Annotated in this window: 25 protein-coding genes and 1 pseudogene; 16 read left to right on the top strand and 10 right to left on the bottom strand. The window is 70.6% G+C overall.

All coding sequences use genetic code 11. The annotated features are described in order from the left end of the window. The 4 genes from RS82_RS02245 to RS82_RS02230 all read left to right on the top strand — a co-directional run. The coding region (locus RS82_RS02245) for an energy-coupling factor ABC transporter ATP-binding protein (RefSeq protein ID WP_157005309.1) at positions 1-1,102 on the top strand (1,102 nt) is incomplete at its 5' end. After that, positions 1,099-1,947, top strand: coding sequence for an energy-coupling factor transporter transmembrane component T (locus RS82_RS02240; protein ID WP_045296619.1), 849 nt, complete (start codon positions 1,099-1,101; stop codon positions 1,945-1,947). The genes RS82_RS02245 and RS82_RS02240, both read left to right, overlap by 4 nt. A gap of 31 nt (positions 1,948-1,978) precedes the next feature. Further along, a complete protein-coding gene (locus RS82_RS02235; RefSeq protein ID WP_045296617.1) occupies positions 1,979-2,851 on the top strand; it encodes a siderophore-interacting protein in 873 nt (290 codons plus the stop codon). Beyond that, positions 2,848-3,471 (top strand): ECF transporter S component, encoded by a 624-nt coding sequence (locus tag RS82_RS02230; RefSeq protein WP_245619490.1) that lies wholly within the window; start codon positions 2,848-2,850, stop codon positions 3,469-3,471. Before RS82_RS02235 ends, RS82_RS02230 begins: the two co-directional genes overlap by 4 nt. Positions 3,472-3,612: 141 nt before the next feature. Here the strand turns inward: RS82_RS02230 and RS82_RS02225 are convergent, their stop codons facing one another. Both RS82_RS02225 and RS82_RS20565 read right to left on the bottom strand, forming a co-directional pair. Then, entirely contained in the window at positions 3,613-4,776 is a 1,164-nt protein-coding gene (locus RS82_RS02225) for an acyl-CoA dehydrogenase family protein (RefSeq protein ID WP_045296615.1), read from the bottom strand. Between the two features lie 146 nt (positions 4,777-4,922). Continuing rightward, entirely contained in the window at positions 4,923-6,269 is a 1,347-nt protein-coding gene (locus RS82_RS20565; protein WP_169748667.1) for a M15 family metallopeptidase, read from the bottom strand. A gap of 120 nt (positions 6,270-6,389) precedes the next feature. Here RS82_RS20565 and RS82_RS02215 point away from each other — a divergent pair, with 120 nt between their 5' ends. After that, the gene (locus RS82_RS02215; RefSeq protein WP_045296614.1) at positions 6,390-7,517 is read left to right on the top strand and encodes an Rv2578c family radical SAM protein; all 1,128 of its coding nucleotides are present in this window, start codon (positions 6,390-6,392) and stop codon (positions 7,515-7,517) included. Positions 7,518-7,679: 162 nt separating this feature from the next. Here the strand turns inward: RS82_RS02215 and RS82_RS02210 are convergent, their stop codons facing one another. Continuing rightward, a complete protein-coding gene (locus RS82_RS02210) occupies positions 7,680-8,606 on the bottom strand; it encodes an alpha/beta hydrolase family protein (RefSeq protein ID WP_052676655.1) in 927 nt (308 codons plus the stop codon). A gap of 70 nt (positions 8,607-8,676) precedes the next feature. On the opposite strand from RS82_RS02210, the gene RS82_RS02205 reads away from it, so the two are divergent. Then, positions 8,677-9,339, top strand: coding sequence for a TetR/AcrR family transcriptional regulator (locus RS82_RS02205; protein ID WP_045296612.1), 663 nt, complete (start codon positions 8,677-8,679; stop codon positions 9,337-9,339). A gap of 199 nt (positions 9,340-9,538) precedes the next feature. Here RS82_RS02205 and RS82_RS02200 read toward each other — a convergent pair whose 3' ends face one another. Continuing rightward, on the bottom strand, positions 9,539-11,245 hold the full coding sequence (locus RS82_RS02200; RefSeq protein WP_045296610.1) for a DEAD/DEAH box helicase: 1,707 nt from the start codon (positions 11,243-11,245) through the stop codon (positions 9,539-9,541). Between the two features lie 277 nt (positions 11,246-11,522). Between RS82_RS02200 and RS82_RS22015 the strand changes: the two are divergent. The 3 genes and pseudogenes from RS82_RS22015 to RS82_RS02185 form a co-directional block, all read left to right on the top strand. Next, positions 11,523-12,275: pseudogene (locus RS82_RS22015) on the top strand (hypothetical protein); the annotation flags it as partial. Between the two features lie 134 nt (positions 12,276-12,409). Next, positions 12,410-13,039, top strand: coding sequence for a putative antibiotic biosynthesis monooxygenase (locus RS82_RS02190; protein ID WP_084695413.1), 630 nt, complete (start codon positions 12,410-12,412; stop codon positions 13,037-13,039). A 68-nt stretch (positions 13,040-13,107) separates the two neighbouring features. Next, the gene (locus tag RS82_RS02185; protein ID WP_045296609.1) at positions 13,108-14,190 is read left to right on the top strand and encodes a DUF998 domain-containing protein; all 1,083 of its coding nucleotides are present in this window, start codon (positions 13,108-13,110) and stop codon (positions 14,188-14,190) included. A 6-nt stretch (positions 14,191-14,196) separates the two neighbouring features. Here RS82_RS02185 and RS82_RS20560 read toward each other — a convergent pair whose 3' ends face one another. After that, a complete protein-coding gene (locus RS82_RS20560) occupies positions 14,197-15,000 on the bottom strand; it encodes a hypothetical protein (RefSeq protein ID WP_052676654.1) in 804 nt (267 codons plus the stop codon). 3 nt (positions 15,001-15,003) lie between these two features. On the opposite strand from RS82_RS20560, the gene RS82_RS21615 reads away from it, so the two are divergent. Further along, on the top strand, positions 15,004-15,252 hold the full coding sequence (locus RS82_RS21615; RefSeq protein ID WP_045296608.1) for a hypothetical protein: 249 nt from the start codon (positions 15,004-15,006) through the stop codon (positions 15,250-15,252). Between the two features lie 6 nt (positions 15,253-15,258). Here RS82_RS21615 and RS82_RS02170 read toward each other — a convergent pair whose 3' ends face one another. After that, on the bottom strand, positions 15,259-16,002 hold the full coding sequence (locus tag RS82_RS02170) for a hypothetical protein (RefSeq protein ID WP_045296607.1): 744 nt from the start codon (positions 16,000-16,002) through the stop codon (positions 15,259-15,261). Positions 16,003-16,160: 158 nt separating this feature from the next. On the opposite strand from RS82_RS02170, the gene RS82_RS02165 reads away from it, so the two are divergent. Then, positions 16,161-17,312, top strand: coding sequence for a hypothetical protein (locus tag RS82_RS02165; protein WP_045296606.1), 1,152 nt, complete (start codon positions 16,161-16,163; stop codon positions 17,310-17,312). Positions 17,313-17,486: 174 nt separating this feature from the next. Here the strand turns inward: RS82_RS02165 and RS82_RS02160 are convergent, their stop codons facing one another. Further along, complete coding sequence (locus RS82_RS02160; RefSeq protein ID WP_052676653.1) at positions 17,487-18,656, bottom strand: MFS transporter; 1,170 nt, start codon at positions 18,654-18,656, stop codon at positions 17,487-17,489. Positions 18,657-18,806: 150 nt separating this feature from the next. On the opposite strand from RS82_RS02160, the gene RS82_RS02155 reads away from it, so the two are divergent. Continuing rightward, entirely contained in the window at positions 18,807-19,214 is a 408-nt protein-coding gene (locus tag RS82_RS02155; protein WP_045296628.1) for a YciI family protein, read from the top strand. Next, positions 19,211-20,359: an RNA polymerase sigma factor gene (locus RS82_RS02150; protein WP_045296605.1), complete on the top strand. Its 1,149-nt coding sequence runs from the start codon at positions 19,211-19,213 to the stop codon at positions 20,357-20,359. The genes RS82_RS02155 and RS82_RS02150 overlap by 4 nt, the downstream gene beginning before the upstream one ends. On the opposite strand, the gene RS82_RS02145 is transcribed toward RS82_RS02150, so the two are convergent. Both RS82_RS02145 and RS82_RS02140 read right to left on the bottom strand, forming a co-directional pair. Beyond that, on the bottom strand, positions 20,344-21,450 hold the full coding sequence (locus tag RS82_RS02145) for a fatty acid desaturase family protein (RefSeq protein ID WP_045296604.1): 1,107 nt from the start codon (positions 21,448-21,450) through the stop codon (positions 20,344-20,346). The two genes, RS82_RS02150 and RS82_RS02145, sit on opposite strands and share 16 nt — an antisense overlap. 188 nt (positions 21,451-21,638) lie before the next feature. Then, complete coding sequence (locus tag RS82_RS02140; protein WP_045296627.1) at positions 21,639-21,842, bottom strand: cold-shock protein; 204 nt, start codon at positions 21,840-21,842, stop codon at positions 21,639-21,641. Positions 21,843-22,464: 622 nt separating this feature from the next. Between RS82_RS02140 and RS82_RS02135 the strand changes: the two genes are divergently transcribed. Further along, entirely contained in the window at positions 22,465-23,679 is a 1,215-nt protein-coding gene (locus tag RS82_RS02135) for an MFS transporter (RefSeq protein ID WP_045296602.1), read from the top strand. 95 nt (positions 23,680-23,774) lie between these two features. Here the strand turns inward: RS82_RS02135 and RS82_RS02130 are convergent, their stop codons facing one another. After that, the gene (locus RS82_RS02130; protein ID WP_045296601.1) at positions 23,775-24,395 is read right to left on the bottom strand and encodes a hypothetical protein; all 621 of its coding nucleotides are present in this window, start codon (positions 24,393-24,395) and stop codon (positions 23,775-23,777) included. A gap of 40 nt (positions 24,396-24,435) precedes the next feature. Between RS82_RS02130 and RS82_RS02125 the strand changes: the two genes are divergently transcribed. Together RS82_RS02125 and ppk2 are read left to right on the top strand one after the other, a co-directional pair. Beyond that, positions 24,436-25,629 (top strand): MFS transporter, encoded by a 1,194-nt coding sequence (locus RS82_RS02125; protein WP_045296599.1) that lies wholly within the window; start codon positions 24,436-24,438, stop codon positions 25,627-25,629. Positions 25,630-25,678: 49 nt separating this feature from the next. Further along, positions 25,679-26,584, top strand: a complete 906-nt coding sequence (gene ppk2, locus RS82_RS02120; RefSeq protein WP_045296597.1) for a polyphosphate kinase 2 — start codon at positions 25,679-25,681, stop codon at positions 26,582-26,584. The last annotated feature ends 144 nt before the right edge of the window (positions 26,585-26,728 follow it).

Raw genomic sequence — 26,728 nt, 5'->3', positions numbered from 1 at the left:
CGCTCCCGCCCCCGCTCCCGCCGGGGTTTCGCACGTGCCTCTCTCCGCAGCATCCGGAATTCGGACAATCGCACCGATTCCGGATGCTGCGGCCGCCGCGCTCCGCAAACGCGACGAATCTCCGAGTTCCGGATCCGCGAAAAGGGGTGGGGATGCACCGCTGATCCGCGTCAGGAGCCTCACGCTGCGCCGCAGCCGCACCGAGGTCCTGCACGACGTCGACCTCGACGTGCCCCGAGGCGCCTTCGTGGCGGTGGTCGGCGCGAACGGCGCGGGCAAGACGAGCCTCATCCAGGCGCTCGCCGGGGTGGTCTCACCGCCCAAGGGCACCGTGCACGTCGACGGGCTCGACGTCGGCCGCTCCGACGCGCGCACCCTGAGCTCGCGCATCGGCTTCGTGTTCCAGAACCCCGAGCATCAGTTCATCGCGCACAGCGTGTTCGACGAGATCGCGCACGGCCTGCGTCGCCAGCGCCTCCCGGACGAAGAGGTTCGCATGCGCACCCAGGCGCTGCTCGAGCGGTTCGGCCTCTCGGCCAAGGCCGAGAGCCATCCGTTCCTGCTGTCGGGCGGGCAGAAGCGCCGGCTCTCGGTCGGCACCGCGCTGGTGGCCGGCGCGCCGGTGCTCGTGCTCGACGAGCCGACCTTCGGTCAGGACCGCGCCCGCGCCGACGAGCTGCTCTCGCTGCTGTCGGAGCTCAACGCCGAGGGCACCACGATCATCGTGGTCACGCACGACATGCAGCTCGTGACCGACTACGCGCAACGCACGGTGGTGCTGGCCGACGGCCGAGTGCTCGCCGAGGGCGCGACCGCCGACGTCTTCGCCGACGACGCCCTCATCGCCCGCGCAGGACTGCGCCCGCCACCCCTGCGCCGCGCGCTGCAGGCCGTGCAGCGGCATCCCGGACTCTCCGGCATCGCCCGCCTCGCCGACCTGCCCGACGCACCCGCGCCCCTCGCCCCGTCGCGTTCGCAATTCAGGACCGACGCCGTCGAATCCCCCCGAATCGACCTCCCGCGCCCCAACGATCCTGAATTGCGAACCGGATCGACGCCGACGACCGCCCCGGCCCCGCACGCCACGGGAGGTGCCGCGTGACCGACACCGGCCCGCTCACCGCGGCGACGGCCGCGCACTCGACCTTCGATCCGTACGCGCGGCGGGTCGAGGCATCCGCTGTCCGTTTCCTCTACGGGATGAACCCGCTCGCGAAGCTCGCCGCGCCGCTGCCCGCGATGGCGCTGCTGGTGTTCGTGCGGGATGCCGCGACGCCGGCCGCGTTCCTCGCGCTCGCGTACGTCGTCCTGCTGGTGGGGGTGTCGTTCACCCGGCGCCTCGCGGCGATCCTGTTCCTCGCGCTGCCCCTCAGCGCGCTCGTCATCGGCTTCGGTTTCGCACTGTGGACCGACGCGTCGCGGGTCGACCAGTCGGTCGTGGTGTGGCAGATCGGCGGCTGGACGATGTACGGCGGCGCGCTCGAGGTGGGCTTCGCCACGGGTCTGCGCCTCGCGGCGATCGTCGGCCTCACACTCATCGCAGGGCTCTCGACCACCGGACCCGACCTGGTGCGCGCGTCGGTGCAACAGCTGCGCGTGCCGTACCGCATCGGGTACACGGCGCTGGCGGCGTTCCGGTTCGTCCCGAGGTTCGGGCACGAACTCGACGTCATCCGCCAGGCGCACCGCGTGCGCGGCGCCCACGGCGGGCGCGGGCCGTTCGCCGCGATCGCCCGCTGGTTCGGTTACGTCGTGCCGCTCATGGCCGGCGCCATCCGCCACGCGGAGCGCGTCGCCCTCGCGATGGACGCCCGTGCGTTCGGCGCCCACCCCGACCGCACCGAGCGATACCTCGTGCCGTGGCGCGTCCGCGACACCGTGTTCGTGCTCGCCTTCTGGCTCGCCTCCGCCGCGGTGTTCGCCGTCTTCTTCCCCTGGGGCCTCTGACCCCCTCGCCCTCCCGACAAGGAGCACCGACATGGCTCATCCCCGACTGGTCAAGCCCGAGACGCAGGGGCTCGTGCACCTCACGGTGCTGCGCACCGAGCGCCTGTCGCCGCATTGGCTGCGCGTGACGCTCGGCGGCGGCGAGATCGATCGGTTCCGCCCGATGGGCTACGACCAGTGGTTCCGCCTGTTCCTGCCGCTCGGTGGTGACGAGGGCCTCGAGCGCCTGCCCGCGAAGGCGAACAAGATGTTCGGGTACCTCAAGTACCTCCGCATCCCCGACGGCGTCCGGCCGGTCATGCGCAACTACACCGTGCGGGCGTTCCGCCCCGCCACGGCGACCACGGGCGCCGAGATCGACGTCGACTTCGTGCTGCACGGCTCCGCCGCCGACGGCACCGCGGGACCCGCCTCGCGCTGGGCCGAGTCGTGCCAGGCGGGCGAGAGCGTCGTCGTGATCGACGAGGGCCTCACCTTCAACCCCGACCGCGGCACCGACCGCGTCCTGCTGGTCTCGGACGAGACCGGCCTGCCGGCGATCGCCGGCATCTGCGCGGCGCTCCCGTCGCATGCGACCGGTCTCGCGATCGTCGAAGTGCCTTCCGCGGAGGATGCGCTCGACTTCCCGCATCCCGCCGGCGTCACGGTGCGCTGGATCGTCCGCGACCACGATGTGAAGCCCGGAACCCTGGCGCTGCAGGCACTCCGCCAGGCTTCGATCCCGGATGCCTCATCCCACGCGTACATCGTCGGCGAGCAGGCCCTCGCGACCGAGGGTCGCCGGCACCTCGTCGGCGAGTGCGGCGTCCCGAAGGACCAGGTGAGCTTCTGCGGCTACTGGCGCGTCGGAGCCGCGTCGCCCGCCCCGAAGTCCCGGCGTGCGACCGCCGAGGCCCACTCGTGAGCGGCGCGGACGACACGATCGTCACCCCCACGCCCCCGCGCCGCCCCCGCGGTCGCGCGACCACCGCGTACCTGCTGACGTGCGCCGCGATCGGCGTCGCCGGCGGTGTGATGCTGTGGGGCGCCGGCTGGATCTCGACCGTCCTCTTCGCGACGGTGCCGTTCGTCTCGGTCGCGATCGCGGGTCTCTGGCTCCTGCCGGCCACCGTCGCGCTGCGCCTGCTCGAGCGCCCGTTCGCCGGCATCCTCGTGGGCGTGATCTCGGGGCTCGTCGTGTTCCCGTTCCTCGGGGCGGCGATCTGGTGGGCGTTCTTCGCCGAGCTCGCGTTCCTGGTGACCCTGTACCGCTCGTGGCGGACCTGGCAGTACTACGCCGGCGCCGTCTTCGTGGGTGCGATCTACCCACTTCTCGCCGCCGCCTCGTTCAACCTGTGGGCGATGGAGCCGTGGGCCCTCATCACCTTCTTCGCCCTCACGATCGCGAGCTGTGTCGCAGGCGTCGCGCTCGGCATCCTCGTGGCCGACCGTCTCCGCAGGGCCGGCGTCGCGAAGCTCGCGCGTCGCCGCGGCCTGGCGTCGCGTGGCCTCGGCCGCGGTGCGGGTCCCGCCGGCCAGCACTGAGTTCCGCAGTCACTTCGTGCGGGTCGGATCGAACTGCACCCGCCGAAGGTGACTGCGGAAGGAACGCTCACACGCGACGGATGCCGCGACCCGGCGCCTTCGAAGAGGCGCGGGGTCGCGGCATCCGTTGTCGAGAAGGCGTCAGCGCTTGCCGACGATCTGGCGCGAGACCAGGTCGCGCATGATCTCGTTCGTGCCGCCGTAGATGCGGTGCACGCGGGCGTCGAGGTAGGCGCGGGCGATCGGGTACTCGGTGATGTAGCCGTAGCCGCCGTGCAGCTGCACGCCGACGTCGAGGAGCTCGGCCTCGCGGTCGGTGGTCCAGAACTTGACCTTCGCCGCCTCTTCGGCGGTGAGCTTCTGGTCCTTGTAGAGCAGCATCGCGCGGTCGACGTAGGCCCACATCACGTCGACGGTCGTCGCCATGTCGGCCAGCTTGAAGCGGGTGTTCTGGAAGTCGGCGATCCGCTCACCGAACGCCTCACGGCTGAGCACGTAGTCGCGCGTCCAGACGAACGCGGCCTCGCCGGCTGCCGCTGCGGCCACACCGATCGACAGACGCTCGAGCGGCAGGTTCATCATGAGCTGGATGAAGCCGAGGCCCTCCGTGCCGCCGATGAGGTTCTCCTCCGGCACGAAGACGTCGGTGAACGAGAGCTCGGCGGTGTCCCAGCCGTGGAAGCCCATCTTCTCGAGCTTCTTGCCGTGGTCGAAGCCCTGCATGCCGTCCTCGAGGATCAGCAGGCTGAACGCGTCGGGGCGGTTGCCCTCGCCGGTCTTCACGAACGTCACGACCATGTCGGCGGTCTTGCCCGACGAGATGAACGTCTTGGCGCCGTTGACGACGTAGCCGCCCTCGACCCGCTTGGCGGTGGTCTTGATCCCGCGCAGGTCGCTGCCCGCGCCGGGCTCGGTCATCGCGAGGGCGCCGAGGATCTCGCCGGTCGCCATGCCCGGGAGCCACTTCTCCTTCTGCTCCTGCGTGCCCATGTGCACGATGTACGGCACGGCCAGGTCATCCTGGATGCCGAGGGCGCCGGCGAGCGAGCCGAGGCCGGCGCCGATGGTCTCTTCGAGCACGATCGAGCGGAAGCGATAGTCCTGCAGCATGCCGGCGCCGCCGAACTCCTCGGGCACCGACAGGCCGATGATGCCGGCCTCGCCCGCGGCGAGCATGGTCGCCCGGTCGATCTCGCCGGCGGCGTCCCACTGCTTGCGCTTCTCGTCCGACGCGTAGCGCTTGACGAACTCCTTGACGACATCGCGGAACGCCTCGTGGTCCTCGTCGTAGATCTCGCGCTCCATGATGCGCCTTCCTCTCATCCTCGAGTCTGTGTGGAGACGCACCCCCGGTGGAATTGCATCTCACGGCATATGGTACTCAGTTTCACCGTGATGGATGCTGTGAGCCGCGGCATCCGTGATCCGCAGCGTAGCGCCGACGCCCGACGTCAGCCGAGGTAGTCGGGTGCCGGGTCGAGCGCGAAGAACTCCTCGAGCGAGGTCCAGCCGCCTTCGTGATAGGCCTTCGCGAGCTCGTGGCCGACGTAGCGGAGGTGCCACGGCTCGGGCAGGTACCCGGTCACGGGGGTGGCTCCCTCTGTGTAGCGGACGATCCACCCGTGCTCCCACGAGTGCTCGGCGACGAACTGGCCCTGCGGCGTCGCGGCGAGCTGGTCGAGCGTGCCGCACGAGCCGGCGCACGCGACGACGTCGGCGCTGAGTCCCAGCTGGTGCTCGCTGTAACCGGGCCGCGCGCTCACCTGGTCGGCGCGTTCGCCCTTCTCGGCGAAGTGGCGCCCGTACGTCTGCTGCTGGGTCTCGTACGAGCGGAACCCGCTCTCGAGCGCGATCTCGCCGACGCCCGCGTTGCGGGCGGCAGTGGCGAGGGAGGCGAGAGCGGATGCCGCGTCCGAACGCAGCGCGCCGCCCTCGATGTTGCGCACCCCGTCGGGGAGCACGAGCGCGCCGGGGCGATAGTCGATCGGGCTGGCCGGGCGGATCTTGTCCATGACGGTCCAGACGCGGGCGGAGTCGCCGAGGTCGACGCACGGAGCCCGCCCTTCGACGACCGCGGCGCGGAACGCCTCGCCGCCGCCGGCCGCGACGATCGCCGCCTCGTCGTCGCCCCGCTGGAGAGAGGCGGCCACGTCGGGAAGCGCGCAGATGTCGGCCGCCGGCGGGGATTCCTCGACCTGGGGAACCGGAAGCTGCTGGATCTCGGGCAGCTCCATCGTCATCGTCGGCGCCGCGTCGGCACCGACGGATTGCGGCTCGGACGGGAGCATCATCGCGGTCATCGCCGCAGACCCGAGCAGCAGCGCCGCACCGGTCGCGAGCCCGGCGACCAGCATCAGCCGCTTGGTCAGTCGACGCGGCCGCGCATGCCGGACGGGCTGCGCGCTCTCGTCGACCTCGAGCAGCTCGGCCGCGCGCGCCGCGCGACGTTCGCTGACGACGGGGCGGGGTGAGCGCACCGCCCGGCGGCGTCCGCGCACGCGCGCCTCGGGAATGCGGTGGGGCGTCGAGTCGGTGCGGTGCGCCGGGGCGCCCGTCGGGCGGAGATCCAGCGGCAGCGTGGACGGCGCGCCGGCCGGGATCGAACCCGGCGCGAACTCGTCGCTCGGCAGCTCGGACGCCCGCACGTCGTCGGCGGGATCGGCGACGGGAGCGGCCGCATCGGCGGGGGCGGATTCCGCTTCGCGGGCACGCCTCGCCGCCTCCTCGCGCATCGCTCGGGCGGCACGACGAGTCTCGGGGGCGGCTCGGGGGGTAGCGAGCCCGCCAGGCTCCGTCACGTCAGCCATTCTCACCCGCGACGGCCGGTTTGGCCAGGCAAGCGGCGTCCGTCTCGTCGATGTTCTAGACACGACGACATCCGTCTTGACTTAAGTTCGAAGCTTTGTTCTCATGGATGCATGCGGTGGCAAGGTCAGGAACTGGGCGTGGCGGATGCCGCGGCCCTGCCCGGCCTCGAACAGCTGAACGGTCTGGTGCGCTCGGTGACGACCCCCGAGTTCGCGGGCGTGACGTTCCACGAGGTGCTCTGCAAGTCGGCCCTCAACCACGTGCCGAGCGCCTCCGCGATGCCCTTCGACTGGACAGTGAACCCCTATCGGGGCTGCAGTCATGCATGCGTCTACTGCTTCGCGCGGGGCACGCACGAGTACCTCGAGCTCGATGCCGGCCGGGACTTCGATACGCAGGTCGTGGTGAAGGTGAACGTCGCCGAGGTGCTCGGAAAGGAACTGCGCCGGGGCAGCTGGCAGCACGATCCGGTCATGCTCGGCACGAACACCGATCCGTACCAGCGCGCGGAGGGGCGTTACAAGCTGATGCCCGGGATCGTGTCGGCCCTGACCGAGTCGGGCACGCCGTTCTCGATCCTCACGAAGGGCACGCTGCTGCGGCGGGATCTGCCCCTGCTGCAGGATGCCGCGAGCCAGGTGCACGTGACGCTCGCGATGTCGATCGCGGTGTTCGACGACGAGCTGCAGCATCTCATCGAACCCGGCACGCCCAATGCGGCCGCGCGCCTCGAGACGGTGCGCGCGGCGACCGAGGCGGGATTCCGCGTCACGGTGTTCCTGATGCCGATCATCCCGCACCTCACCGACTCGATCGCGGCGATCGACCACGCACTCGCCCGCATCAAGGCGGCGGGAGCGGTGCGGGTCGTCTATGGCGCACTGCACCTGCGGCCCGGCGCGAAGCAGTGGTTCCTCGAGTGGCTTGCCGAGCGGCACCCCGAGCTCGTGTCGTCATATCGAGGGCTTTACCCCGGCGCGACGGCGTACGCGCCGAAGGCATACCGCTCGTGGCTCGCCAAGCGGGTGCGCCCGTTGCTGCGCGTGCACGGCCTCGACGGGCAGTCCGAGGAAGAGAATCCGCGCGGCGCGCCCGTGGCGGGTCTCGCCGATCGAGCCGACGCGCGCAGCGCGCCGCCGATCATCACGACCTCGCGCGGGCGTGCCGCCGCGACGTCGCTGCGGGCGGCGTCCTCCCGGTCGCTGCCTGGGGCCGAGGCATCCGCTCGGCTCTTCTGAGCCCCGCCCGGCGAGTACTCGCCGCTGCGCGCTGCGTCGCAGATGTGCCGAACGGCCGAGATCTGTGCGCACAGAATCGGAGGTCTCGCGCGACGCGCCGAGCGGCAGCATCCGTGTCCCGGCGCGTCGCACAGAACCTCCGATTCTGCGCACGCGGTGCTGCTACGCCGCGACCGCGCCCAACTCCGCGACCTCGACACGTTCGGCCTCGACCCGCTCGACGTCGACGAGCGGAGTGCGGACGTGGTCCAGCACGGCATCGAGCACCGCGTCCTCGGTGAGGATGCGGTTGTGCCCGAGGCCCTTCGTCGCGAGCAACTGCGCCCCCGGGTTGGCGGCGACGACCCGCCCCGCCTCGGCGAACGGCACGATGCGATCGCCGTGGTCGTGGACGACGAGAAGCGGCACCCCGCCTGGCAGCGGGCGCCGCACACCCGACAGCCACGCGAGCGGGTCCGGCTCGCCCGGGAAGTACCGGGTCGCGAAGCGCTCGCGCATGCTCGCCGCGACCGCGTCGGAGTAGCCGAGCATGCCCTGGAACTGGCTCAGCAGCAGGTCGGCGTCGGCGGGCGCGGCGATGGTCACGACGCGCGCCGCATCGATACCGCCCGCGACACCCACGAGCGTCGCGAGGCCGCCGAACGAGTGCCCGACCATCGCATCGAACCCGCCGTGGCGCTCCTGGAGCGCGGCGAACACGTCGAGCCAGTCGACGAGATAGGTGCGACGACCTCCCGATCCGCCGTGGGCGGGCGCATCGAATGAGAGGACGCGATACCCCTCGGCGACGAGATCGCGCACGAGCACAGAGAACTGGCTGGCCCGGCCGTTCCAGCCGTGCGACAGCACGACCGTGCGCGGGCCGTCGCCCCACGCGAACGTGTCGACGTCGACACCGCGGCGGTCGATGCCGGCGATGCGCACCGCACTCGGGCGCGCGCGCAGCAGCGTGGCCTCGTCGTCGGCGTGCACGGGTCGCGGCTTCGCGACATGACCGAAGAGGGGCATGGCGACGGCGGCTCCCCACCGGGGCGAGAAGGCGGCCGCAGCGCGAACGGACGTGCCTGCGGCGGCGAGTGCGAGATTCATGATGCTCCGATCAGAAGAATACGAACGATCGTACTTATGAATACGAACGATCGTACGGTAATCTCGATATGTGACACAAGCCCCCATCGACCGACGCCGCCTCCGAGGCGACGAGTCGCGGCGCGCCGTGCTGTCGCACGCTGTCGACACCGCGACGGTCGACGGCCTCGACGGCCTCACGATCGGGCGGCTGGCGGATGCCTCGGGCCACAGCAAGAGCGGCATCGCGACGCTGTTCGGCTCGAAGGAGCAGTTGCAGCTCGCCGTCGTGGCCGCCGCCCGCGAGGTCTTCATCGACCGCGTCGTCGCGCCGGCCCGCGCTCGCACCCCCCGCGGCCTCGTCCGCGTGTGCACGCTGCTGGGCGATTGGCTGGCCTACTCCCGCGATCGCGTGTTCCGCGGCGGATGCTTCTTCGCCGCGACCTCCGTGGAGTTCGATGCGAAGCCGGGCGTGGTCCGCGACGCGATCGTCGCGGCGTCGAGCGAGTGGGAGGACTACCTCACGGTGAGCATCGAGCACGCGATGGCCGCCGGCGAGCTGCCCCTCCTCGACGACGCGCGCCAGCTCACGTTCGAGATGGTGTCGTTCCTCGAGGCGGCGAACACCCGCTCACTGCTCCACACGAGCGAGGAGCCCTACCGCCGCGCCGAGGTCGCACTCCGCGCGCGCCTCACGTCCCTCGGCGGCGACCCAGAGCTCATCGCCTCGATCGGCGCGGCGCCCATCGCCTGATCCCCCGCCCGACGCGGCCGCGGATGCTGCGCCCTCGGTCCGACCCGCGCCCGCCCCGGGCGAAGCGGCAGCGGGCGCCCCGGCGGGACGGATGCCGCCGCCCGCGTCGCCGCAGAGCTCAGGTCTCTCGGCGGGGCGCCGCCCGCGGCCGAGCTGCTCGAAGGGTTCGCGGCCCGGTCCGGGCGGTGAGCGCGTGACGTCAGCGTCCGGCGAGTTCCTCCAGCAGGTCGTCGCCGGGGCGCACCTCGTCGAACGGCGCCTCGATGTCGGCGCGCTCGAGCAGGTCGGCGAGGCGCTCGCGGCGCGCGCGGGTCACCAGCGTCACGACCGTGCCCGAGCGTCCCGCACGCCCGGTGCGGCCGGAGCGGTGCAGGTACGTCTTGTACTCGTCGGGCGCATCGGCCTGGACCACCAGATCGATGTCGTCGACGTGGATGCCGCGGGCCGCGACATCCGTCGCCACCAGCACGTCGATGCGGCCCGACGTGAGCTTCTCGAGGTTGCGCGTGCGGCGGGCCTGGTCGAGGTCGCCGTGGAGCGCGAGAGCGCGGATGCCCACGTCGTCCAGCTGGTCGGCGAGCATCTCGGCGAACGCGCGCGTGCGCGTGAAGACGAGCGTCTTGCCGCTGCGATCGACCAGCGTGCGCAGGATGTCGCGCTTGTCGCGATGGTCGACCACGAGCACACGATGATCGATGGTGCCGGTGCGCTGGGTCTCGCCGGCGACCTCGTACACCGCCGGCTCGCTGAGGAACTCCTTCACCAGCGACGACACCTCGCCGTCGAGCGTCGCCGAGAACAGCAGGCGCTGCGCGTCACGGGACGTGCGACGCATGATGCGCTGCACCGGCTCGAGGAAGCCCAGGTCGCACATGTGGTCGGCCTCGTCGAGCACCGCGATGCGCACCTGCGAGAGGTCGAGAGCGCGCGACTCCACGAGGTCTTCGATGCGCCCCGGCGTGCCGATGACGATGTCGATGCCTCTCTTCAGCGCGCCGAGCTGACGCGCTTTGGGCACACCGCCGTAGATCTGCGTCGTGAAGAGGCCGACGCTGCGGGCGATCGGCTGGACCGTCGCGTCGATCTGCAGCGCGAGCTCGCGCGTGGGGGCCAGGATCAGCGCGCGCGGCGGACGGCCGAAGTCGCGCTTCTCTCGCGCCTGCGACCGCAGCACGCTCTCGACGAGCGGCGCGCCGAACGCGATGGTCTTGCCGGACCCGGTGCGCCCGCGCGCCAGCACATCGCGACCGGCAAGGATCGCCGGGATCGTCGCCGCCTGGATGGGGAACGGATGCAGCGCCCCCAGCTCCGCGATCGTCTTGACGATGTTCTGCCCGAGGCCGAGGTCCGCGAACGTCACGCCCCCCACCTCGTCAGGCGCGACCGCTGCGGCCTCGAGCCGCTCGTGCACCACGTCGCGGCGAGCCGGCTCCGCCCGGCGCGGGGCGTTGTCCCGGCGCGGCGCGGCATCCCGCCGCGCACCCTCGTCCCGGCGCGGCGCGGCATCCCGCCGCGCACCCTCCTCCCGGCGCGGAGCGTTGTCCCGGCGCGGGGCGGCGTCACGGCGCGGTGCCTCGCCGCGTCCCGAATCACGGCGGTCGTCGCGGTCGCGCCCCGGTCGCCCGCGGTCGTCCCGCGAGTGGGTCCGGATCGCTCGAGCCTCATCCCGGCCCGCGCGCTCCTGCTCGCTCCAGCGGCGCTTCGGGGCCGCGGCATCCGGAGCTTCCGCGCGGTGTCCGCGGTGCCCGGTGCTGCGGCTGCCGGGCTTGCCTGCCGAGGACTCGCCAGGGCGGCGCTTGCCGCCCTGGGCGTCGCGACCCTCGCTCGCCGCGCGGTACTTCGGGTTGTAGCGGGGGTCGAAGTTCTTCGCCGCGCGGCCGCCGCCGGGCTTCTTGTTCTTGGGCATCCGGCTCCTCCAGGTGCGGGTCCGCGGCACCCCCGCGCCGTCCACGCGGCGCGGCGCGTGAACCGGCCCGTCCAGCGTACCCGGGGCACGATACCTCCACCGCGGAGACGCCATATACCATCGACCAGCGCTTTCCCTGCTCGGCGGGATACAGTTCAGGTAGGCGGTTCGCCGCTTAACTGGGGAATTGCCGTCTTGACCAACGGGCCCCGGACCGGGGGTTCTTTGGGAGGATGTCCGGCTTCGGGCACGCCGTGCAGAACCGATCGTGAGTCGAATGCCTCCCACGACCCTTTCCGACGCTCCACCGGTCACCGTCTCGCCGTCGCGCGCGAAGGTGGCCGTCAACGCGTCGACGCTCACCCGCGTCGACCCCGACCCCGCCATGGCGCGGGTGCTCTCGCACGCCGCGACGAGCACTAGCACGGACGCAGCATCCCTGTCCGCGACGACGACCACCGCCCTCGCGGCCACCGCCACAGCCACCACCGTCACGACCACCACCGTCGCCACGACCCCGGCCCGACCGGCGGCGTCGAATGGCGACAACGGGTACATCGCCCACCGCATCGGCCGGCTCGCTGTGCTGTCGCTCCCGGTGGGGGTCGCCGTGGCGATCCTGACGACGCACGACGCCACGTGGTGGCAGCTCCACTTCTCGCAGCTCGGCACCCACACCGATTTCTCGGGCCGCACCTTCAACAGCATCACGATCTTCTCCGGCTTCTTCCTCGCGGTCTACGGCGTGCTGATCGCGGTCGCCCTGCCCAGCGGCATCCGTCCTCGTGCATCACGCGCGTTCCGCGGATCGATCGTGTCCGCGGGACTCTTCCTCACCGGCGTCGGGCTCGTGCCGATCCCGGTGAGCCCGGTAGGGCACGACCTCATCGCCACCGCGCTCGGGCTGTCCTTCGTCTCGACCGTCGCGACGGGACTTGCGATCCCCGGTCGCAGCCGACGGTTCCGCGCGGTCACCGGGCTCTGCGTCGCCCTGCTCGTCGCCGGCATGGGCGTGCTCACCGCCGGCTTCATCACGCTCGCGCTCTTCGAGTTCGTCGCGTTCGTCACGATGGGCATCTGGCTGCTGTCGCTGCCGCGCGCCCTCGCCTACGCACCCGCGCCCGCACCCGTCCAGGTGACCACCACCGCTCCGGCATCCGCAGAATGGATGGCATGGCAGAACCCGTGGCCCATCCCATCACCGTCGCGATCGAACGGCGCATCGATCCCTCTCGCACCGTCGAAGCCACGAGCTGGATGCAAGCCGGCACCGATCTCGCCGCGGGCTTCGCGGGGTTCCTCGGCTCCGGCTGGGTACGCGCCGGCGAAGGCAGCGACCTCTGGTACATGCTTTACCGCTTCCGCGACATCCCGACCCTCGAAGCCTGGGAGGATTCGCCGCAGCGGTCATGGTGGCTCGACTCCGGCCGTGCCTTCGCGAGCGAAGTCAGGGTCGAGCGACGCACCGGCATCGAGGGATGGTTCGACGCGCCGTTCGCCACTCACGTCGAGTCGAGGCATCCGGGTCACGCGACTCCACCGGTCACCGGCCCGGTGCAGCAGCCCATCCCGGCCGCTCCGCCGCGCTGGAAGCAGGCCGTCACGATCTGGCTCGGCTTCTTCCCCACGAACCTCCTCGCGTCGTGGCTTCTCGGGTTCGTCCCGGGCTTCGCGGAGTGGCCGCTGATCGCTCGCGTGCTGCTCTCGACGGTGCTGCTCACCCCCGTCATGACGTACGCGGTGCTCCCGTGGGTGACACGGATGCTGCGGCCGTGGCTCCAGCGCGAGGCCTGAGGATTCTGTGACCGAATCTTCTTCCGCCGATCGCCCTCGAGGTTCTCACGCGGTCGTACTCTGACCTCGTGAGCACCGTGAACACCTCGCCACTGCCGGACGCCGCGCCGTCGCCCGGTCGCCGGGCCGAATCCGAGGCGGTCTACGCCGCGTTCGCCGCCGGCATCCTCGGCGCGATCTACGGCCTGCTGGTGGGGATCTTCGCCCCGGATCTGCAGCTCGCCGGCGTCGCGGACTCATTCTCGGTCTGGGCCGCCTGCGGCGCCGCGGTGGTCGCCGCCGTCGCGTCGACGCTCGAGTACTGGCGCTCCCGCGACCGGCCCGGCCAGCAGTGGCGGCAGTCGCTGCCGTCGTGGAAGTACATCGTCAACACGGTGTCGGTCGTCATCGTGCACACGGCGCTCGCGTTCGTCGCCGTGTATGCGCTGTACCGCGTGCTCGCGATGGGCTTCATCGGACTGCCGATCGTGACGTTCTGGGCAGTCGTGCTGATGGCGGTCACGCTCGGCCTCACGACGTGGTTCGTCTATCTGTCGGTGTCGGCGATGACGACGCAGCGCATGTCGTCGCTCCTGCTCACGTTCATCGCGATCGGCACGCTCACCGCCATGGTCACGACGCCCGACCCGAAGTGGTGGACGATCCACTTCAGTCACCTCGGCACCTTCGAGGACGACCTCTCGAGCTGGGTCTTCAACGGCACCCTGATCGCCGCCGGCCTTCTCGTGACGACGTTCGCGGTCTACGTCGCCAACGACATGCGCGAGCTCACCGACGCCGGCATCCTCCAGAACCCCCGCGGGATGCGGACGGTGCCGGTGCTCTTCGTCATCATGGGCATCATGCTCGCGTGCGTCGGCATCTTCCCCGTCGACGTGAACATGCCGGCACACAACCTCTCGGCATCGGGCATGGCCGTGATGTACCTGGTGCTGCTCATCGGCGGGCCGCGCTTCTTCCGAGGGATGCCGCGCACCTACTTCGTCGCGTCGTGGGCGTTCCTCGCGGCGATGGCGGCCTCGGTGATCCTGTTCATCCCCGCCGTCGGCTACTTCTCGCTGACCGCGTTCGAGATCATCGTGTTCGCGCTGATCTTCGGCTGGATCGCCGTGTTCATCCGCTTCCTCGGCGTCGCCGGCCGCAAGGACTGACGCGGGTCAGGACTCGCTGGGCGCGAGGAAGACGCCGACGCGGCTGCCGTCGAAGACGAACTGCAGCGCGCTGTCGGAGGGGAAGCGGTCGCGGAGCTGCTGCGGCGCGTTGCTGTCGACGACGAACTGCACGGTGGCGGGGAACGCGCCCGCACGGCAGCCGTTGTACATGATCCCCGACATCGACCACGAGTTCGTGTCAGCGTCGAGCTCGGGCATCTGCTCGGTCGCGACCACGGCGAAGCAGTCGGTCCCGACCGCGGCGTAGCCACCGGTGCTCTCGAAGATGGTGAGGCCGTAGTACTCGAAGGCGATCGAGCTCGGCCCGGCGCCGAACCAGCCCACGGGGACCTCGATGAACGGATCGGGCTCGAGCGTGTCGATCTGCGTCGCACCGCTCGGGGCGGCGACCGGCGGCGCGGACGTCAGCGAGTACGTGAGCCCGGAGGCCAGGGCCGCGGCCCCGAGGACCGAGAGCGTCCAGAGCGCCACCGTCTGGCTCGATGGACGGCGGGACGTTCGGGCCCGGGCGGACACGGGAACATCCGGCTCGGTCGCGCTCGACTCATCGACGGCGAAGATCTCTGCGCCGTCGTCGGCCGTGGGCAGCAACGGCGCCTCCACGGGCTCGGACTGGACGAGCGCCTGATGCCCGGACGGCTCGACCGGCACGGCGGCGTCCGGCGCGCCCCGGCGCCCCTCCAGCTCGTGGAGTCGCCGCAGCGCGGCGGGATCCTGGTCGATGTCGGCGGAGGGGCCATAGGCGCGGGCGCGCAGCGTGCGCAGCTCGTCGAGGGTCGCGGCATCCATCTCGTGCATCGTCTCACGCCGCGGGCCGCGGGCTGGATCGCCCGTCATCGCCGCCTTCTCGATGCACCCCGACTGGGACCACGTGCTCTGGCACCCGGACAGCTGCACCCCCGCATCGCCGAGGACCGCGCGTACGTCGAGGCCCTGCGCGGCGGACGCGCGCCCGACGACCCGCGCATCGATCCGCCGGCGCCGCTGGATCGGCTCGTCGCCCACGACTGGCAGGTCCAGGCGATCGCCGAGCGACGCTGACGGCGCTCAGCGATCAGGAGGCCGGACGAAGACGTCGACCGTGTCCTCGCGGAATCGGAAGACGACCTCGCTCCCGTCGAGCAGCCATCGCCCGAACTCGTCCCCCTCCGACGCGACGCTCAGCGTCAGGGCGACCTCTGTCCCCGGCGGGGCGCACGTGATGGAGAACCTGCCGCTCACGGCGAGGTCCCACACGATGAAGCAGACCTTTCCTGCGTGGTCTTCGACCGACCACACGCGCACGTCGTGGTATGGCTCGAACCGGCGCAGCGTAGAGGGAACCGGCCCCCTCCCCTGGGCGCTCAGCACGCGGATGATGTCGCTGTTCGCCTCGACCTCGATCTGTTTCAGCGTCGCGTCCGGACGCGGCACGAGGTTCCACGCGGCGACCGCGAGGACGACCACGACGAGGACGATCGCCCCTGCGATGGCCCCTCCTCGTCCCGGACCTCGGCGGGCGGTCGCCGGCGTGATGCCTCCCGCAGGATCCGCCGGCGTCGCTGCCGGGACGGGCGCGGCGACGGCAGCCGATCCACCGGCTCGCACCGCCGTGACGGCCGACAGGTGAGCCGCCTCCAGCTCGACCAGCCGGGCCATCGCCGCCGGGTCCCCTTCGATGTCGGCTTCGGGACCATACGCCCGTGCGCGCAGCTCGTCGAGCTCGCGTTCGGTGTCTGACGGGCGCGGGCTTCCTTCCGTGAGCTCGAGCGACTCGGGGCGGGAGTCTGGTGCGGAGGGCGATCCATCCACAGCCTCAACGTACCCCCGCGCCCTCGCGGGTGGGGCGACGCTCTTGATGACGGATGCTGCGGGCCCCCGCAGCATCCGTGTCCCATCAGGTCTGCCTGACGGATGATCGCGCATCCCGGCACCGCCCGAAGGGCCCGTGATGGGTGGACAATCAAGCCATGGCACGCGGCGCGTGGACGCAGGAAGCACGCCTCGAAGCTGCCGCGGTACGGGTCGAGAAGCAGCTGCACCGTGACGGCGTGGTCGAAGCGCGACGCTTCGCCGTGCGCACCGAGGCCCGGGCGATCGTCGTCGCCGCTCTCGCTTTCGGTATCGGCCTCGCCGCGGGAGCTCTCGGATTCTGGGGCCGCACCGCACTCGTGTGGGAAGGGGCGTCGGTCGGCGCGGCGGGCATCGTGGTCGCGGCATCCGTCACGCTCGCGGCTGCGTGCGTCAGCTATCGCCTGGCTGCCCGCGATCCGCGGCAGGCATGGCTGAAAGGTGTCACGCGTGCTCGGCGGGCGTGGATGACCGCAGCTGTGGCGGCCTCGCTGGCGGCGGTGTTCGGCATGGTCCAGTGGATGCTCTTCAACGCCGCGTCGATGATCTGGCCCGGTGCCGCGGTCGACACGTTGACGGCGACGATGATCGTCGCGTTGGTGGCCGGCTGTTGCGGGTACACGGCGTTCGCGCTCGCCGCGCACGTCACGGCGACACGGCTCGTGCTGCTGCTGTTCGCCGTCGTGGCGACCGGGTTCACCGTGAGTGTCGCGACGACGCAGGACGACGAGTGGTACCGGCTCAACTTCAGCGAACTCGGCGGACGGGGCGGGATCACGTCCGCCGTGTTCAACGCGACGCTGATCCTCGCGGGCGGGGTGACGGCGCTGCTCGCGATGTACCTCCTGACCAGTCTGCAGGCGTGGGCGCGCACCGAGTCCCGAGTGACGCGCGCAAGTGCGCTCATCGTCTATTTCGTGTTCCTCGCGCTGGCGGCGTGCTTCCTCGGCGCTGCGCTGGTGCCGGTCACCTTCAGCCAGGTCGGCCACAACATCTTCGCCATCGGCATGGCGATCATCTTCGGGGCCTTCCTGCTCGGCCTGCACTGGGTGCTGCCGTGCCTGCGGTGGCCGATGATCGCGCTCGCGTACACGGTGGCGGCCGGCATCTTCTTCTCCGCGAGCCTGTTCTGGATCGGGTACTACACCCTCGCCACGCACGAGATGGTCTGCGCGGGCCTCGTCGTCGGGTGGCTGCTGCTCTTCACCCGAACGCTCGCCACGGCAGAGCGTGCGGACTCGGCGGCTACGGACACGGACGCTGCCGCCTGACCCGGATCGGGGTCGGTAGCGTGGCCGGCAGGACTCGCGTATGGCTGACTGACTGGAGCGACGGATGAACGTGCGACCGCGTGTGGTCATGAGCGTGCTGGTTCTCGGCGCAGCAGTGACCGTCGCAGGGTGTTCGACGGCGGACGGGTCAGCGCCGCCGACGCGGCTCCGGGTTCACGCCGCGGGGTGGCGCAGCCGCCCCGCGAGCATCAGCGCCGCCGCAGGGACGAGCAGGCACACGGCGATCGCGAGCCGAAGCCCGGCCCACTCGGCAATGGCTCCGACGAGCAACGGCGAAGCGAGGAGGCCGACCCGCATCAAAGTCGCAGAGGCGGCCAGGCCCGTCCCGGGGTCGAGGCCGGGCGCGCGTTCGGAGGCGTCCATCGCCAGCGGAATCATGGGCGCGATTCCGAGCCCGAGCAGGCCGAGGCCGACGGCGACGACCCAGGTCTCGGGGGCGAACACCGCGGTGACGAGTCCGACGAAGGCCGCGACCGAGCCGACCCGAACCGTGCCGACCGCACCGATCCGGTCGACGAGCGCGTCGGACGCGAATCTGCCCAGCGTGAGCGCGCCCATCAGCGCGGCGAACGGGATCGCTGCTTCGGCGACACCGGCACCGGTCTCCGCGACCACGTAGACCCCACCCCATGTCGATCCGAGGTCTTCGAGGAACGCACCGATGGCAGCGATGGCGCACGCCGCGATGAGCATTGCACTGAGCCGACCGTGGCGTGGGGAGTGCGGCTGGCCCGGTCGCAGGGCCGGCTCGGTGCGCAACCGCACGAGCGGGAGCGCGCCAAGGCTTCCGGCGATGATGACGGCTCCCATGACGGGCAGGTGGACATGGATCGGAATCGCGAACTGAAGGGCGAGTGCGCCGAGCAGCGCGCCCGCGATCGCTCCGGCACTCCACGCTCCGTGCAGGCCGTTGATGATCGATCGGCCCATCAGCCGCTGGATGGCGAGGCCATGGGCGTTGTTCCCGACATCGCCCGTGGCATCCCCGAACCCGATCGCGAACAGCACAGCTGCGAGGACGACCGGTGAGCCGGCGAAGCCCGCCCCCGCCAGCAAGGCACCGAGGATCGCGGAAGACGTGACGGCGACGGGCACCGCGCCGAGACGGTTCACCAGCCTGCCCGCGAGGAGGCTTCCGACGACGGACCCCACGGGCCCGCACGCGACCATCAGGCCGAAGGCCAGCTCACCGAGGCCGAATCGATCTTTCAACTCGGGGTAGCGGGTCACGATCGTCGCGAACACCAACGCGTTCGCGATGAAGAGCATCGAGACCCCGCGCCGCGCAGCCGCTACTCGCGCAAGGGTGATCGGCGCGGTCATCCCTGGATTCTAGGGCGCTCAGCCCCGGCAGATCGCCCGCCTCCGACGGGATCGAGAATCTTCTTCACCGGGCGATGTAGAGATCGCCGGGGTCGGTTCCGTCTCCTATCTGAAGCGGCCAGAATGGGCCGCACCGAACGGGAGGCTGTCATGGCCAAGTACCTGATGCTCAAGCACTACCGGGGCGGGCGCCCCTCGGTGAACTCGGTCCCGATGGATAAGCTCACCCCGGAAGAGTGGGCCGCGCACATCCAGTACATGCAGGACATGGAAGAGCGCCTCATCGCCTCGGGCGAACTGGTCTCGTCCGAGGGGCTCGCCATGGAGGGCTCCTGGGTCCGCTTCGACGGCGAAGGCCGCCCGCCCGTCGTCGACGGCCCGTTCGCCGAGACGAAGGACCTCATCGCGGGCTGGATGATGATCGAGGTCGACTCCTACCAGCGCGCACTCGACGTCGCCTCCGAGCTGTCGGCGGCGCCGTGGGCCGGCGGCACGCCGCTCGGCGAATGGCTCGAGCTTCGTGAGGTGATGAGCGCGCCGCCCGCCGACGTCGGATGAGCGAGGCGGATGCGGCGGCGCTGCGCCGCGCGATCCCCGAGGTCGTCGGCATCCTCGTCCGGCGCGGCGCGGACTTCGCGTCGGCCGAGGACGCCGTGCAGACCGCCCTCGTGCGCGCACTCGAGCGACCGGTCCCCGAGGGTGTTCGCGACATCCGGGGGTGGCTCGTCACGGTCGCCTGGCGTGCGTTCCTCGATCAGGTGCGCAGCGATACGGCGCGCACCGCCCGCGAGGAGCGGCTCGCGCGGGAGCCCGGACCGGGCCCCGTTGCGCAGCATGACGACACGCTCGGGCTGTACTTCCTGTGCACGCACCCCGTCCTCACCCCGACGTCGGCGATCGCCCTCACCCTGCGGGCGGTCGCCGGTCTGACGACCAGGCAGATCGCGGACGCCTTCCTCGTGCCGGAGGCGACGATGGCGCAGCGGATCAGTCGCGCGAAGCAGCGGCTCACCGGCATCCTGCTGGATCAGCCGGGCGACATGTCGCGTGTGATGCGCGTGCTCTATCTCCTCTTCAACGAGGGCTACTCCGGCGAGATCGACATCGCGGCCGAGGCGATCCGGGTGACCCGGCAGCTCGCTGTGCTCACCGACGAGCCCGAGGTGGCCGGGCTGCTCGCACTCATGCTGCTGCACCATGCGCGGCAGCCGGCTCGTGTGATCGGTGGACGGCTCATCCCGCTCGCCGAGCAGGATCGCGCTCTCTGGGACGTGGACGCGATCACGGAGGGAGTCGCCGTTCTGCAGGCGGCCCTTACATGCGACCGGCTAGGTCAGTACCAGGCGCAGGCCGCGATCGCGGCGCTGCATGCCGATGCGTCGACGGCCGACGAGACCGACTGGGTGCAGATCGTGGAGTGGTACGACGAGCTGCTGGCGTTCGGGGACTCGCCCGTCATCCGCCTGAATCGTGCGGTCGCGATCGGGGAGGCTGACGGGCCGCAAGCGGGCCTCGCCGCCCTCCACCCCGTGGGCGAGCATGTGCCGCGGTACCACGCCGCGCTCGCGTACCTGCACGAACGGGCCGGCGAAACGGATGCTGCCGCCGCCGAATACGCGGAGGCCGCCCGCCGCGCGACCAGCAGCCTCGAGCAGCAGCATCTCCTGCGTCAGGCGGAGCGCCTGCGTCAGGCGCGGCGGTAGGTCCCGACCATCGGGCAGTCGAACGGGTCGCGCGCGGCCAGGCCGACGCGGTTGAGGTAGTCGATGACGATTCCGTAGGAGCGCCACAATGTCGTCTCGGTGTACGGCACGCCGAGGGTACGGCACTGCTCGATGACGATCTCGCGGGCACGTGCCAGGTGCGGGCGGGGCATGTTGGGGAACAGGTGGTGCTCCACCTGGTAGTTCAGACCGCCCATCAGCCAGGTCGCCCACCAGCCGCCTGTGACGTTGCGGGAGGTGCGCACCTGCTTGGTGAAGAAGTCGAGCTTCGCATCCGCGGCGATGATCGGCATGCCCTTGTGGTTCGGCGCGAACGATGCGCCCATGTACACGCCGAAGACGGCCAGCTGCACGCCGAGGAACGCGAACGCCATGCCCAGCGGAAGGAAGAGGAAGACCGGCGTCCAGATCACCGCGAAGCGCGCGGCGATGAGCCCCAGCTCGATCCAGCGATCTTTGACGTCCTGGCGGGAGAACAGGTGCCGGAACGCGTGCGCGTGCAGGTTCAGGCCTTCGAGCGTGAGCAGCGGGAAGAACAGCCATCCCTGCTTGCGGGTCACCAGAGCGCGCAATCGACCTGCGGAGGCGGCATCCGTCTCCAGGAATGAGATCGTGTCGATCTCGATGTCGGGATCCTTGCCCACCCGATTGGGGTTCGCGTGGTGGCGGTTGTGCTTGTTGTTCCACCAGGAGAGGCTGATGCCCACGATGCCGGCGGCGAGGAAGCGCGCGAGCCGCTCGTTCGCCGGGCCGGAGGCGAGGATCTGACGGTGCGCAGCCTCGTGCGCCAGGAACGCGACCTGCGTGAACAGGATTCCGAGGGCACCGGCCATCAGCAGCTGGTACCAGGTGTCGCCGAGCAGGATGAAGCCGGTGATCACTCCGCCGAAGCCGAGGAGAAGGCCGGCGCCGACGAGGGCGTAGAACCACTCGGCACGGCGGAGGAGCCCGGTCTCGCGGACGACCTGCGAGACCTCGGTGTACGCGCGGGCCATCGGGGGGAACTCGGCGGTGCCTGCATACGTCTGGCGGACGGGACCGAGCCGGGACTCGAGAGCGGTGGAGGAGATGATGCACCAGTTCCGATGGGGACCGTTTGGCCGTTGACAGCCAGAGGCGGTTGCCCATCGCTGCCCTCAGGCTACGTGGACCCACATGATCCGGGGGGAATACACCCTGATTCGTAGGTGATGCCCAGGTGAACAGCAGGCGCCCGACCCGGCCGAAGCCGGGGCGGGCGCCTGTGAACGCGGGAGCGTCAGAGCGGACGGATGTTCGCCGCCTGCATGCCCTTGGGGCCCTGCTCGGCGTCGAATTCGACCTTCTGGTCCTCGCGCAGCTCCTTGAAGCCGCTGCCTGCGATCGCGCTGAAGTGTGCGAAGAGATCGGCCGAGCCGTCATCGGGTGCGATGAAGCCGAAGCCCTTCTCGGAGTTGAACCATTTCACGGTGCCAGTGGCCATCGTGTCTTTCCTATTCTTCGGGCCGCCGGAGCGACCGGGGGTGCCGCGCCGACGAATGCGGTGCGGACGGATGGGGACCGGTGCCGGAGTCGACAACGGTGAGGATACGGATGCTGCGACCGCCGCACGCGCCTGATCCGGCGTCGCGTGGAGCCCGAGATCCTCGCCACGGGGTCCGTGCGCGCGGAAGCCGCGCAGCGTCGTGTCGATGAAGCCGGCGTACTCGTCGGCGCGCGTCGCGACGTAGACGTCGTCGTCGGCCTGTCGCCAGGCGAGCGCCTGTGGAGGGGAGTGCATGATCGTGTGTTTCGTTCGTCGTGGCGCGAAGCGATGAGAGCTTTCGCGGCGGGCGGCGTGCAGAAGCCGCAGAGAGGTTCGGGGCGTTCGGATCTGCGTCTCCACGATGAGGCAGAGAGATGAACGCGCGTTCCCAGGAGGGAACTAGCAACTGTACCATGCGCATCTCCGATCACCGAAATCGGGTAGCCGTCCGAGCGTGCGAGGGATACGGTCACGGTGTCGTCCGATTCCGGCGGAGAGAGGCGGTGCCGCGATCTCCAGGCCTGATGCCACGGTCTCCCTGCCCAGTCCGCGCAGGATCCAAGGCACGTATTACACGCTGATGCTCGGCAACACGCTCGCCGCGTCGCTCATCTGGGGCGTGAATACGCTGTTCCTGCTCGATGCCGGTCTCTCCAACCTCGAGGCCTTCGCGGCGAATGCCTTCTTCAGCGCCGGGATGCTCATCTTCGAGATCCCCACGGGCGTCGTGGCGGACACCGTCGGGCGCCGCGCGTCGTACCTGCTCGGCACGGTCACGCTGGCGGTGACGACGATCCTGTACTGGATGCTGTGGGTCTGGCAATCGCCGTTCTGGGCGTGGGCGGTGGTGTCGGTGCTGCTCGGTCTCGGCTTCACGTTCTTCTCGGGCGCCGTCGATGCGTGGCTCGTCGACGCGTTGAAGGCGACCAGCTACCAGGGCAGCCTCGAGACCGTCTTCGGCCGGGCGCAGATCGTGGGCGGCGTCGCGATGCTGTCGGGATCGGTGCTGGGGGGTGTCATCGCCCAGATGACGAATCTCGGTGTGCCCTTCCTGCTCCGCGGCGCCATCCTGCTGGTGATGTTCGTCGTCGCCGCGCTGCTGATGCGGGACCTGGGCTTCACGCCGGATCGGAGCGAGAGCCCGTTGCGCGCGACGCGCACCGTCCTGCGCGCTTCGCTCCGCTACGGCCTGGGTGATCCACCCGTGCGCTGGCTGATGCTCGCGAGCCCGTTCACCGCAGGCGTCGGCATCTATGTGTTCTACGCACTCCAGCCTTATCTGCTGGAGCTGTGGGGCGACGAGGAGGCGTACACCGTCGCCGGGCTCGCGGCGGCGCTGGTGTCAGGCACCGCCATCCTCGGCGGCACCCTCGCACCCTGGGTGCGCAAGCTCTTCCACCGGCGCACCTCGACGATCCTGCTCGCGACGATCACCAGCGCGGTCGTGCTGATCGGCATCGGACTGGTGCGCAACTTCTGGGTCGCGGTGGTGCTCGTCGCGCTCTGGGGCGTGGCCTCGGCCATCGACGACCCCGTGCATCGCGCCTACCTCAACGACATGATCCCGTCGAAGCAGCGCGCCACCGTGCTCTCGTTCGATTCGCTCATGGGCTCCGGCGGCGGCGTCGTCATCCAACCCGCGCTGGGACGGGTGGCGGATGTCGGCGGCTACGGCGCCTCGCTGGTCTGGGGCGGCGTGATCTCCGCTGTGGCGGTCCCCTTCGTCGTGCTGAGCCGCGCGCAGAAGCCTGCCGCCGACACCGCCCGCGAAGTCACCCCTCAGACGCCCCAGTAAGCCAGGACGAGTTCCGGATCGCACGTGTTCGGCGGTTGTCGCGTGGGAGTCAGCGGCAGGACGCCGGGGCCCGAGTGTGCCATCGCGCCGCGGGATCACCACTCCCGCGAATCACCCGAGTTGTCGTGGTCCAAGCCCAGAAAGCCGGGCACACCGGGGCGGTGGTGGGTCCTCCCGCCGTCGACGGGGGACGTCTCATGCCCGGCCAGCCGGTGGATCCACGGCGGCTGCTGTTCCATCGTCACCGACCCCGCCCCGGTCGTGAAGTACGCGGCGACGGGAGCGCTCGCAACGAACGCAGCGGCCACGACGACGCCATCGCGGATGCGCACCAGCGCATCGCGGGCGCGCAGGTCGCGCATGAGCATGGCGAATGCGGCGGGATCGACGGATGCCGCCTCCCTCGGCGCGCCCGGCAGCTCCGCGCTCAGCTGGCCGAGGATCTCCTCACGCTGCGCTCGGGACAGCCGGAAATAGGCGGCGGCGTACGCCTTGTCGGCGACGCTCGCCGGCACGTTCCCCAGGACGTACGCGTATCGCGCGATCTGCTCATCCGCAGTGATCGCCTGCTGAGAATGCCGCTTCTTCACGGTCCCTCCCCACATGATGAGCGCCAGAGTACGCGCGGCGAGGCTCACCGTCGATGGGAGGTGCACGGCGGAGTCGCGCTGACCCGCGATGCCTGCGGACGTCGGCCCGGTCTTCGTCCAGGGCAATATCGTCGCCAGCCATGTAACGCATGTTACATTTGCACGCGTGACAGACCTTGAACCTCGGCGGGGAGCCCTGGCGCCGCTGTATCTTGCCGGGTTCACGACCGCGTTCGGGGCGCATGGTGTGGCGAGCGTCCTCGGGTCCGAGTCCGAAGACATCGGCCTCTCGCTCCTGGGGCTCGGAGCGGTGCTGGCGCTGTACGACGTCGCGGAGGTGATCCTCAAGCCGATCTTCGGCGCGCTGAGCGACAGGATCGGCGCGAAGCCGGTCATCGTCGGCGGTCTTCTGGGCTTCGTCGCGGCGTCGTTGCTCGCTCTCATCAGCCCCACCCCGCTCGTTCTGGCCTTGGCCCGGCTCGGTCAGGGCGCCGCCGCATCCGCCTTCTCCCCGGCATCCTCCGCCGCCGTGGCACGGTTGGCGGGCAAGGAGCGGCTCGGCAGCTACTTCGGCCGGTACGGCGCGTGGAAGAGCCTCGGATACGTGGTGGGTCCGCTCATCGGCGTCGCGCTGGCCCATACGCTCGGCATCGAGGCCCTCTACATCGCATTCGGCGCCCTGGCCGCCGGCGCGGCGTTGTGGGTGCTGCTCGCCATGCCCGCGCTGCCCGTCGTGCCGCGGCCCCGATACACGATCCTCGATCTCGTCCGGCAGACCACCGAGCGCAGCTTCCTCGTGCCCACGCTCCTGCTGGCCACGAGCACCGCCGTCCTCGGCGTCGCCGTCGGATTCCTGCCCCTGCTCGCGACCCGCCTCGGCCTGCACCCCCTGGCCGGAGCGGCCCCGGTCGCGGTGCTGGCGCTCGTCTCCACGCTCGCCCAGCCCCTGATCGGACGACTGCGAGACTCCGGCCGCCTCACCACCCGTCTCGGCGCGACGGCCGGCCTCGCGATCGCGGCTGCGGCAACGGCGCCCCTTGCGCTCGCCCCCTCGTCGCTGACGTTGTTCGCGGCGGCCGTCGCGTACGGCGTGATGGTGGGAACCGTCACGCCGCTCGCCTTCGCTCACCTCGCCGCGGCCACCCCGGAGGAGCGCATGGGACGGACCATGGGCAACGCGGAGCTCGGTCGCGAGCTCGGCGACGCCGGCGGCCCCCTCCTCGTCGGCGCCGTGGCAACCGCGTGGACGCTCCCGGCTGCGCTGCTCGTGCTCGCCGGCGTCACGCTCGGTGCCGGCACGATCGGATGGGCGACACTCGGCGCACGCGGCGTATCGGTCGGTCATCACCGCCCGGGATAATGCGGTGCAAGGCGGCGCGGGTGTGCCGCCCTGAAGGGAGCTGACGGTGATGGATGGCGTGCCGGTGGAGGGTCTGCGGGAGTACATCGAGCATCTGCGTCAGCAGGGCTACTCGGTGCGCGACGGGCACACCGCGGATCCGGATCTGATCGACCCGCACGGGAACCCCGTCTACACCTGGCAGGAGGGCTACCCGTACGGCGACCTGATGGACCGCGACGCGTACGAGTTCGAGAAGTACCGGCTGCAGATCGAGCTGCTCAAGTTCCAGTACTGGCTGGAGGACAACGGCCGGAAGGCGATCATCCTGTTCGAGGGCCGGGACGCCGCGGGCAAGGGCGGAACCATCAAGCGATTCACCGAGCACCTCAATCCCCGCACCGCTCGCGTGGTGGCACTCGGCACTCCGACCGAGCGCGAACGCGGGCAATGGTACTTCCAGCGCTATGTGCAGCACCTGCCAACGGCGGGTGAGATCGTGATGTTCGACCGCTCCTGGTACAACCGCGCCGGCGTGGAACGTGTGATGGGGTTCTGCACCGATGAGGAGTACGAGCAGTTCATGGTGCAGGCACCTCATTTCGAACGGATGCTGGTGGACTCCGGCATCCATGTCACCAAGTTCTGGTTCTCGGTGTCGCGCACCGAGCAGCGCACCCGGTTCGCGATCCGCCAGCTCGACCCCGTCAGGCGGTGGAAGCTGTCGCCGATGGACCTGGCCTCGCTGGACCGGTGGGAGGACTACACCCGCGCGAAGGAGGAGATGTTCCGTCGCACCGACAAGAAGCACGGTCCCTGGATCATCGTGCGCTCCAACGACAAGAAGCGCGCCCGCCTGAACGCGATGCGCTTCTTCCTCCGCCAGTTCGACTACGACGGACGCGACGACAAGGTCATCGGCACCCCCGACCCACGCCTGGTGATGCGTGGAATCCGCGAGACCGCCGACGAGTAGCGACGCACAGCACATCCACGGCGGCGTCCACCCTGCGATCCGCGGCCGACCACGCAGGGGCGCCGACAACGGGCGTCACGACCCCTGTTGACCGCCCTCGAACGCGGGTCCAGGATGGGGACCGTTCGGCGGCTTGAGGGTTTC

The sequence above is a fragment of the Microbacterium trichothecenolyticum genome, assembly GCF_000956465.1.
GTDB classification, from domain to species: Bacteria; Actinomycetota; Actinomycetes; order Actinomycetales; family Microbacteriaceae; genus Microbacterium; species Microbacterium trichothecenolyticum.
Note: the sequence above shows the minus strand (reverse complement) of the source record. Positions and strands in the feature narration are given on the sequence as shown.

Coding starts and splice junctions, on each gene's coding strand:
- RS82_RS02150 (WP_045296605.1), top strand. CDS start 19,211: ATGAGCGAGGCGGATGCGGCGGCGCTGCGCCGCGCGATCCCCGAGGTC.
- RS82_RS02155 (WP_045296628.1), top strand. CDS start 18,807: ATGGCCAAGTACCTGATGCTCAAGCACTACCGGGGCGGGCGCCCCTCG.
- RS82_RS02135 (WP_045296602.1), top strand. CDS start 22,465: ATGCTCGGCAACACGCTCGCCGCGTCGCTCATCTGGGGCGTGAATACG.
- RS82_RS02160 (WP_052676653.1), bottom strand. CDS start 18,656: ATGACCGCGCCGATCACCCTTGCGCGAGTAGCGGCTGCGCGGCGCGGG.
- RS82_RS02215 (WP_045296614.1), top strand. CDS start 6,390: ATGCGGTGGCAAGGTCAGGAACTGGGCGTGGCGGATGCCGCGGCCCTG.
- RS82_RS02165 (WP_045296606.1), top strand. CDS start 16,161: ATGGCACGCGGCGCGTGGACGCAGGAAGCACGCCTCGAAGCTGCCGCG.
- RS82_RS02140 (WP_045296627.1), bottom strand. CDS start 21,842: ATGGCCACTGGCACCGTGAAATGGTTCAACTCCGAGAAGGGCTTCGGC.
- RS82_RS02210 (WP_052676655.1), bottom strand. CDS start 8,606: ATGAATCTCGCACTCGCCGCCGCAGGCACGTCCGTTCGCGCTGCGGCC.
- RS82_RS02235 (WP_045296617.1), top strand. CDS start 1,979: ATGGCTCATCCCCGACTGGTCAAGCCCGAGACGCAGGGGCTCGTGCAC.
- RS82_RS02200 (WP_045296610.1), bottom strand. CDS start 11,245: ATGCCCAAGAACAAGAAGCCCGGCGGCGGCCGCGCGGCGAAGAACTTC.
- RS82_RS20560 (WP_052676654.1), bottom strand. CDS start 15,000: ATGGATGCCGCGACCCTCGACGAGCTGCGCACGCTGCGCGCCCGCGCC.
- ppk2 (WP_045296597.1), top strand. CDS start 25,679: ATGGATGGCGTGCCGGTGGAGGGTCTGCGGGAGTACATCGAGCATCTG.
- RS82_RS02225 (WP_045296615.1), bottom strand. CDS start 4,776: ATGGAGCGCGAGATCTACGACGAGGACCACGAGGCGTTCCGCGATGTC.
- RS82_RS02190 (WP_084695413.1), top strand. CDS start 12,410: ATGGATGGCATGGCAGAACCCGTGGCCCATCCCATCACCGTCGCGATC.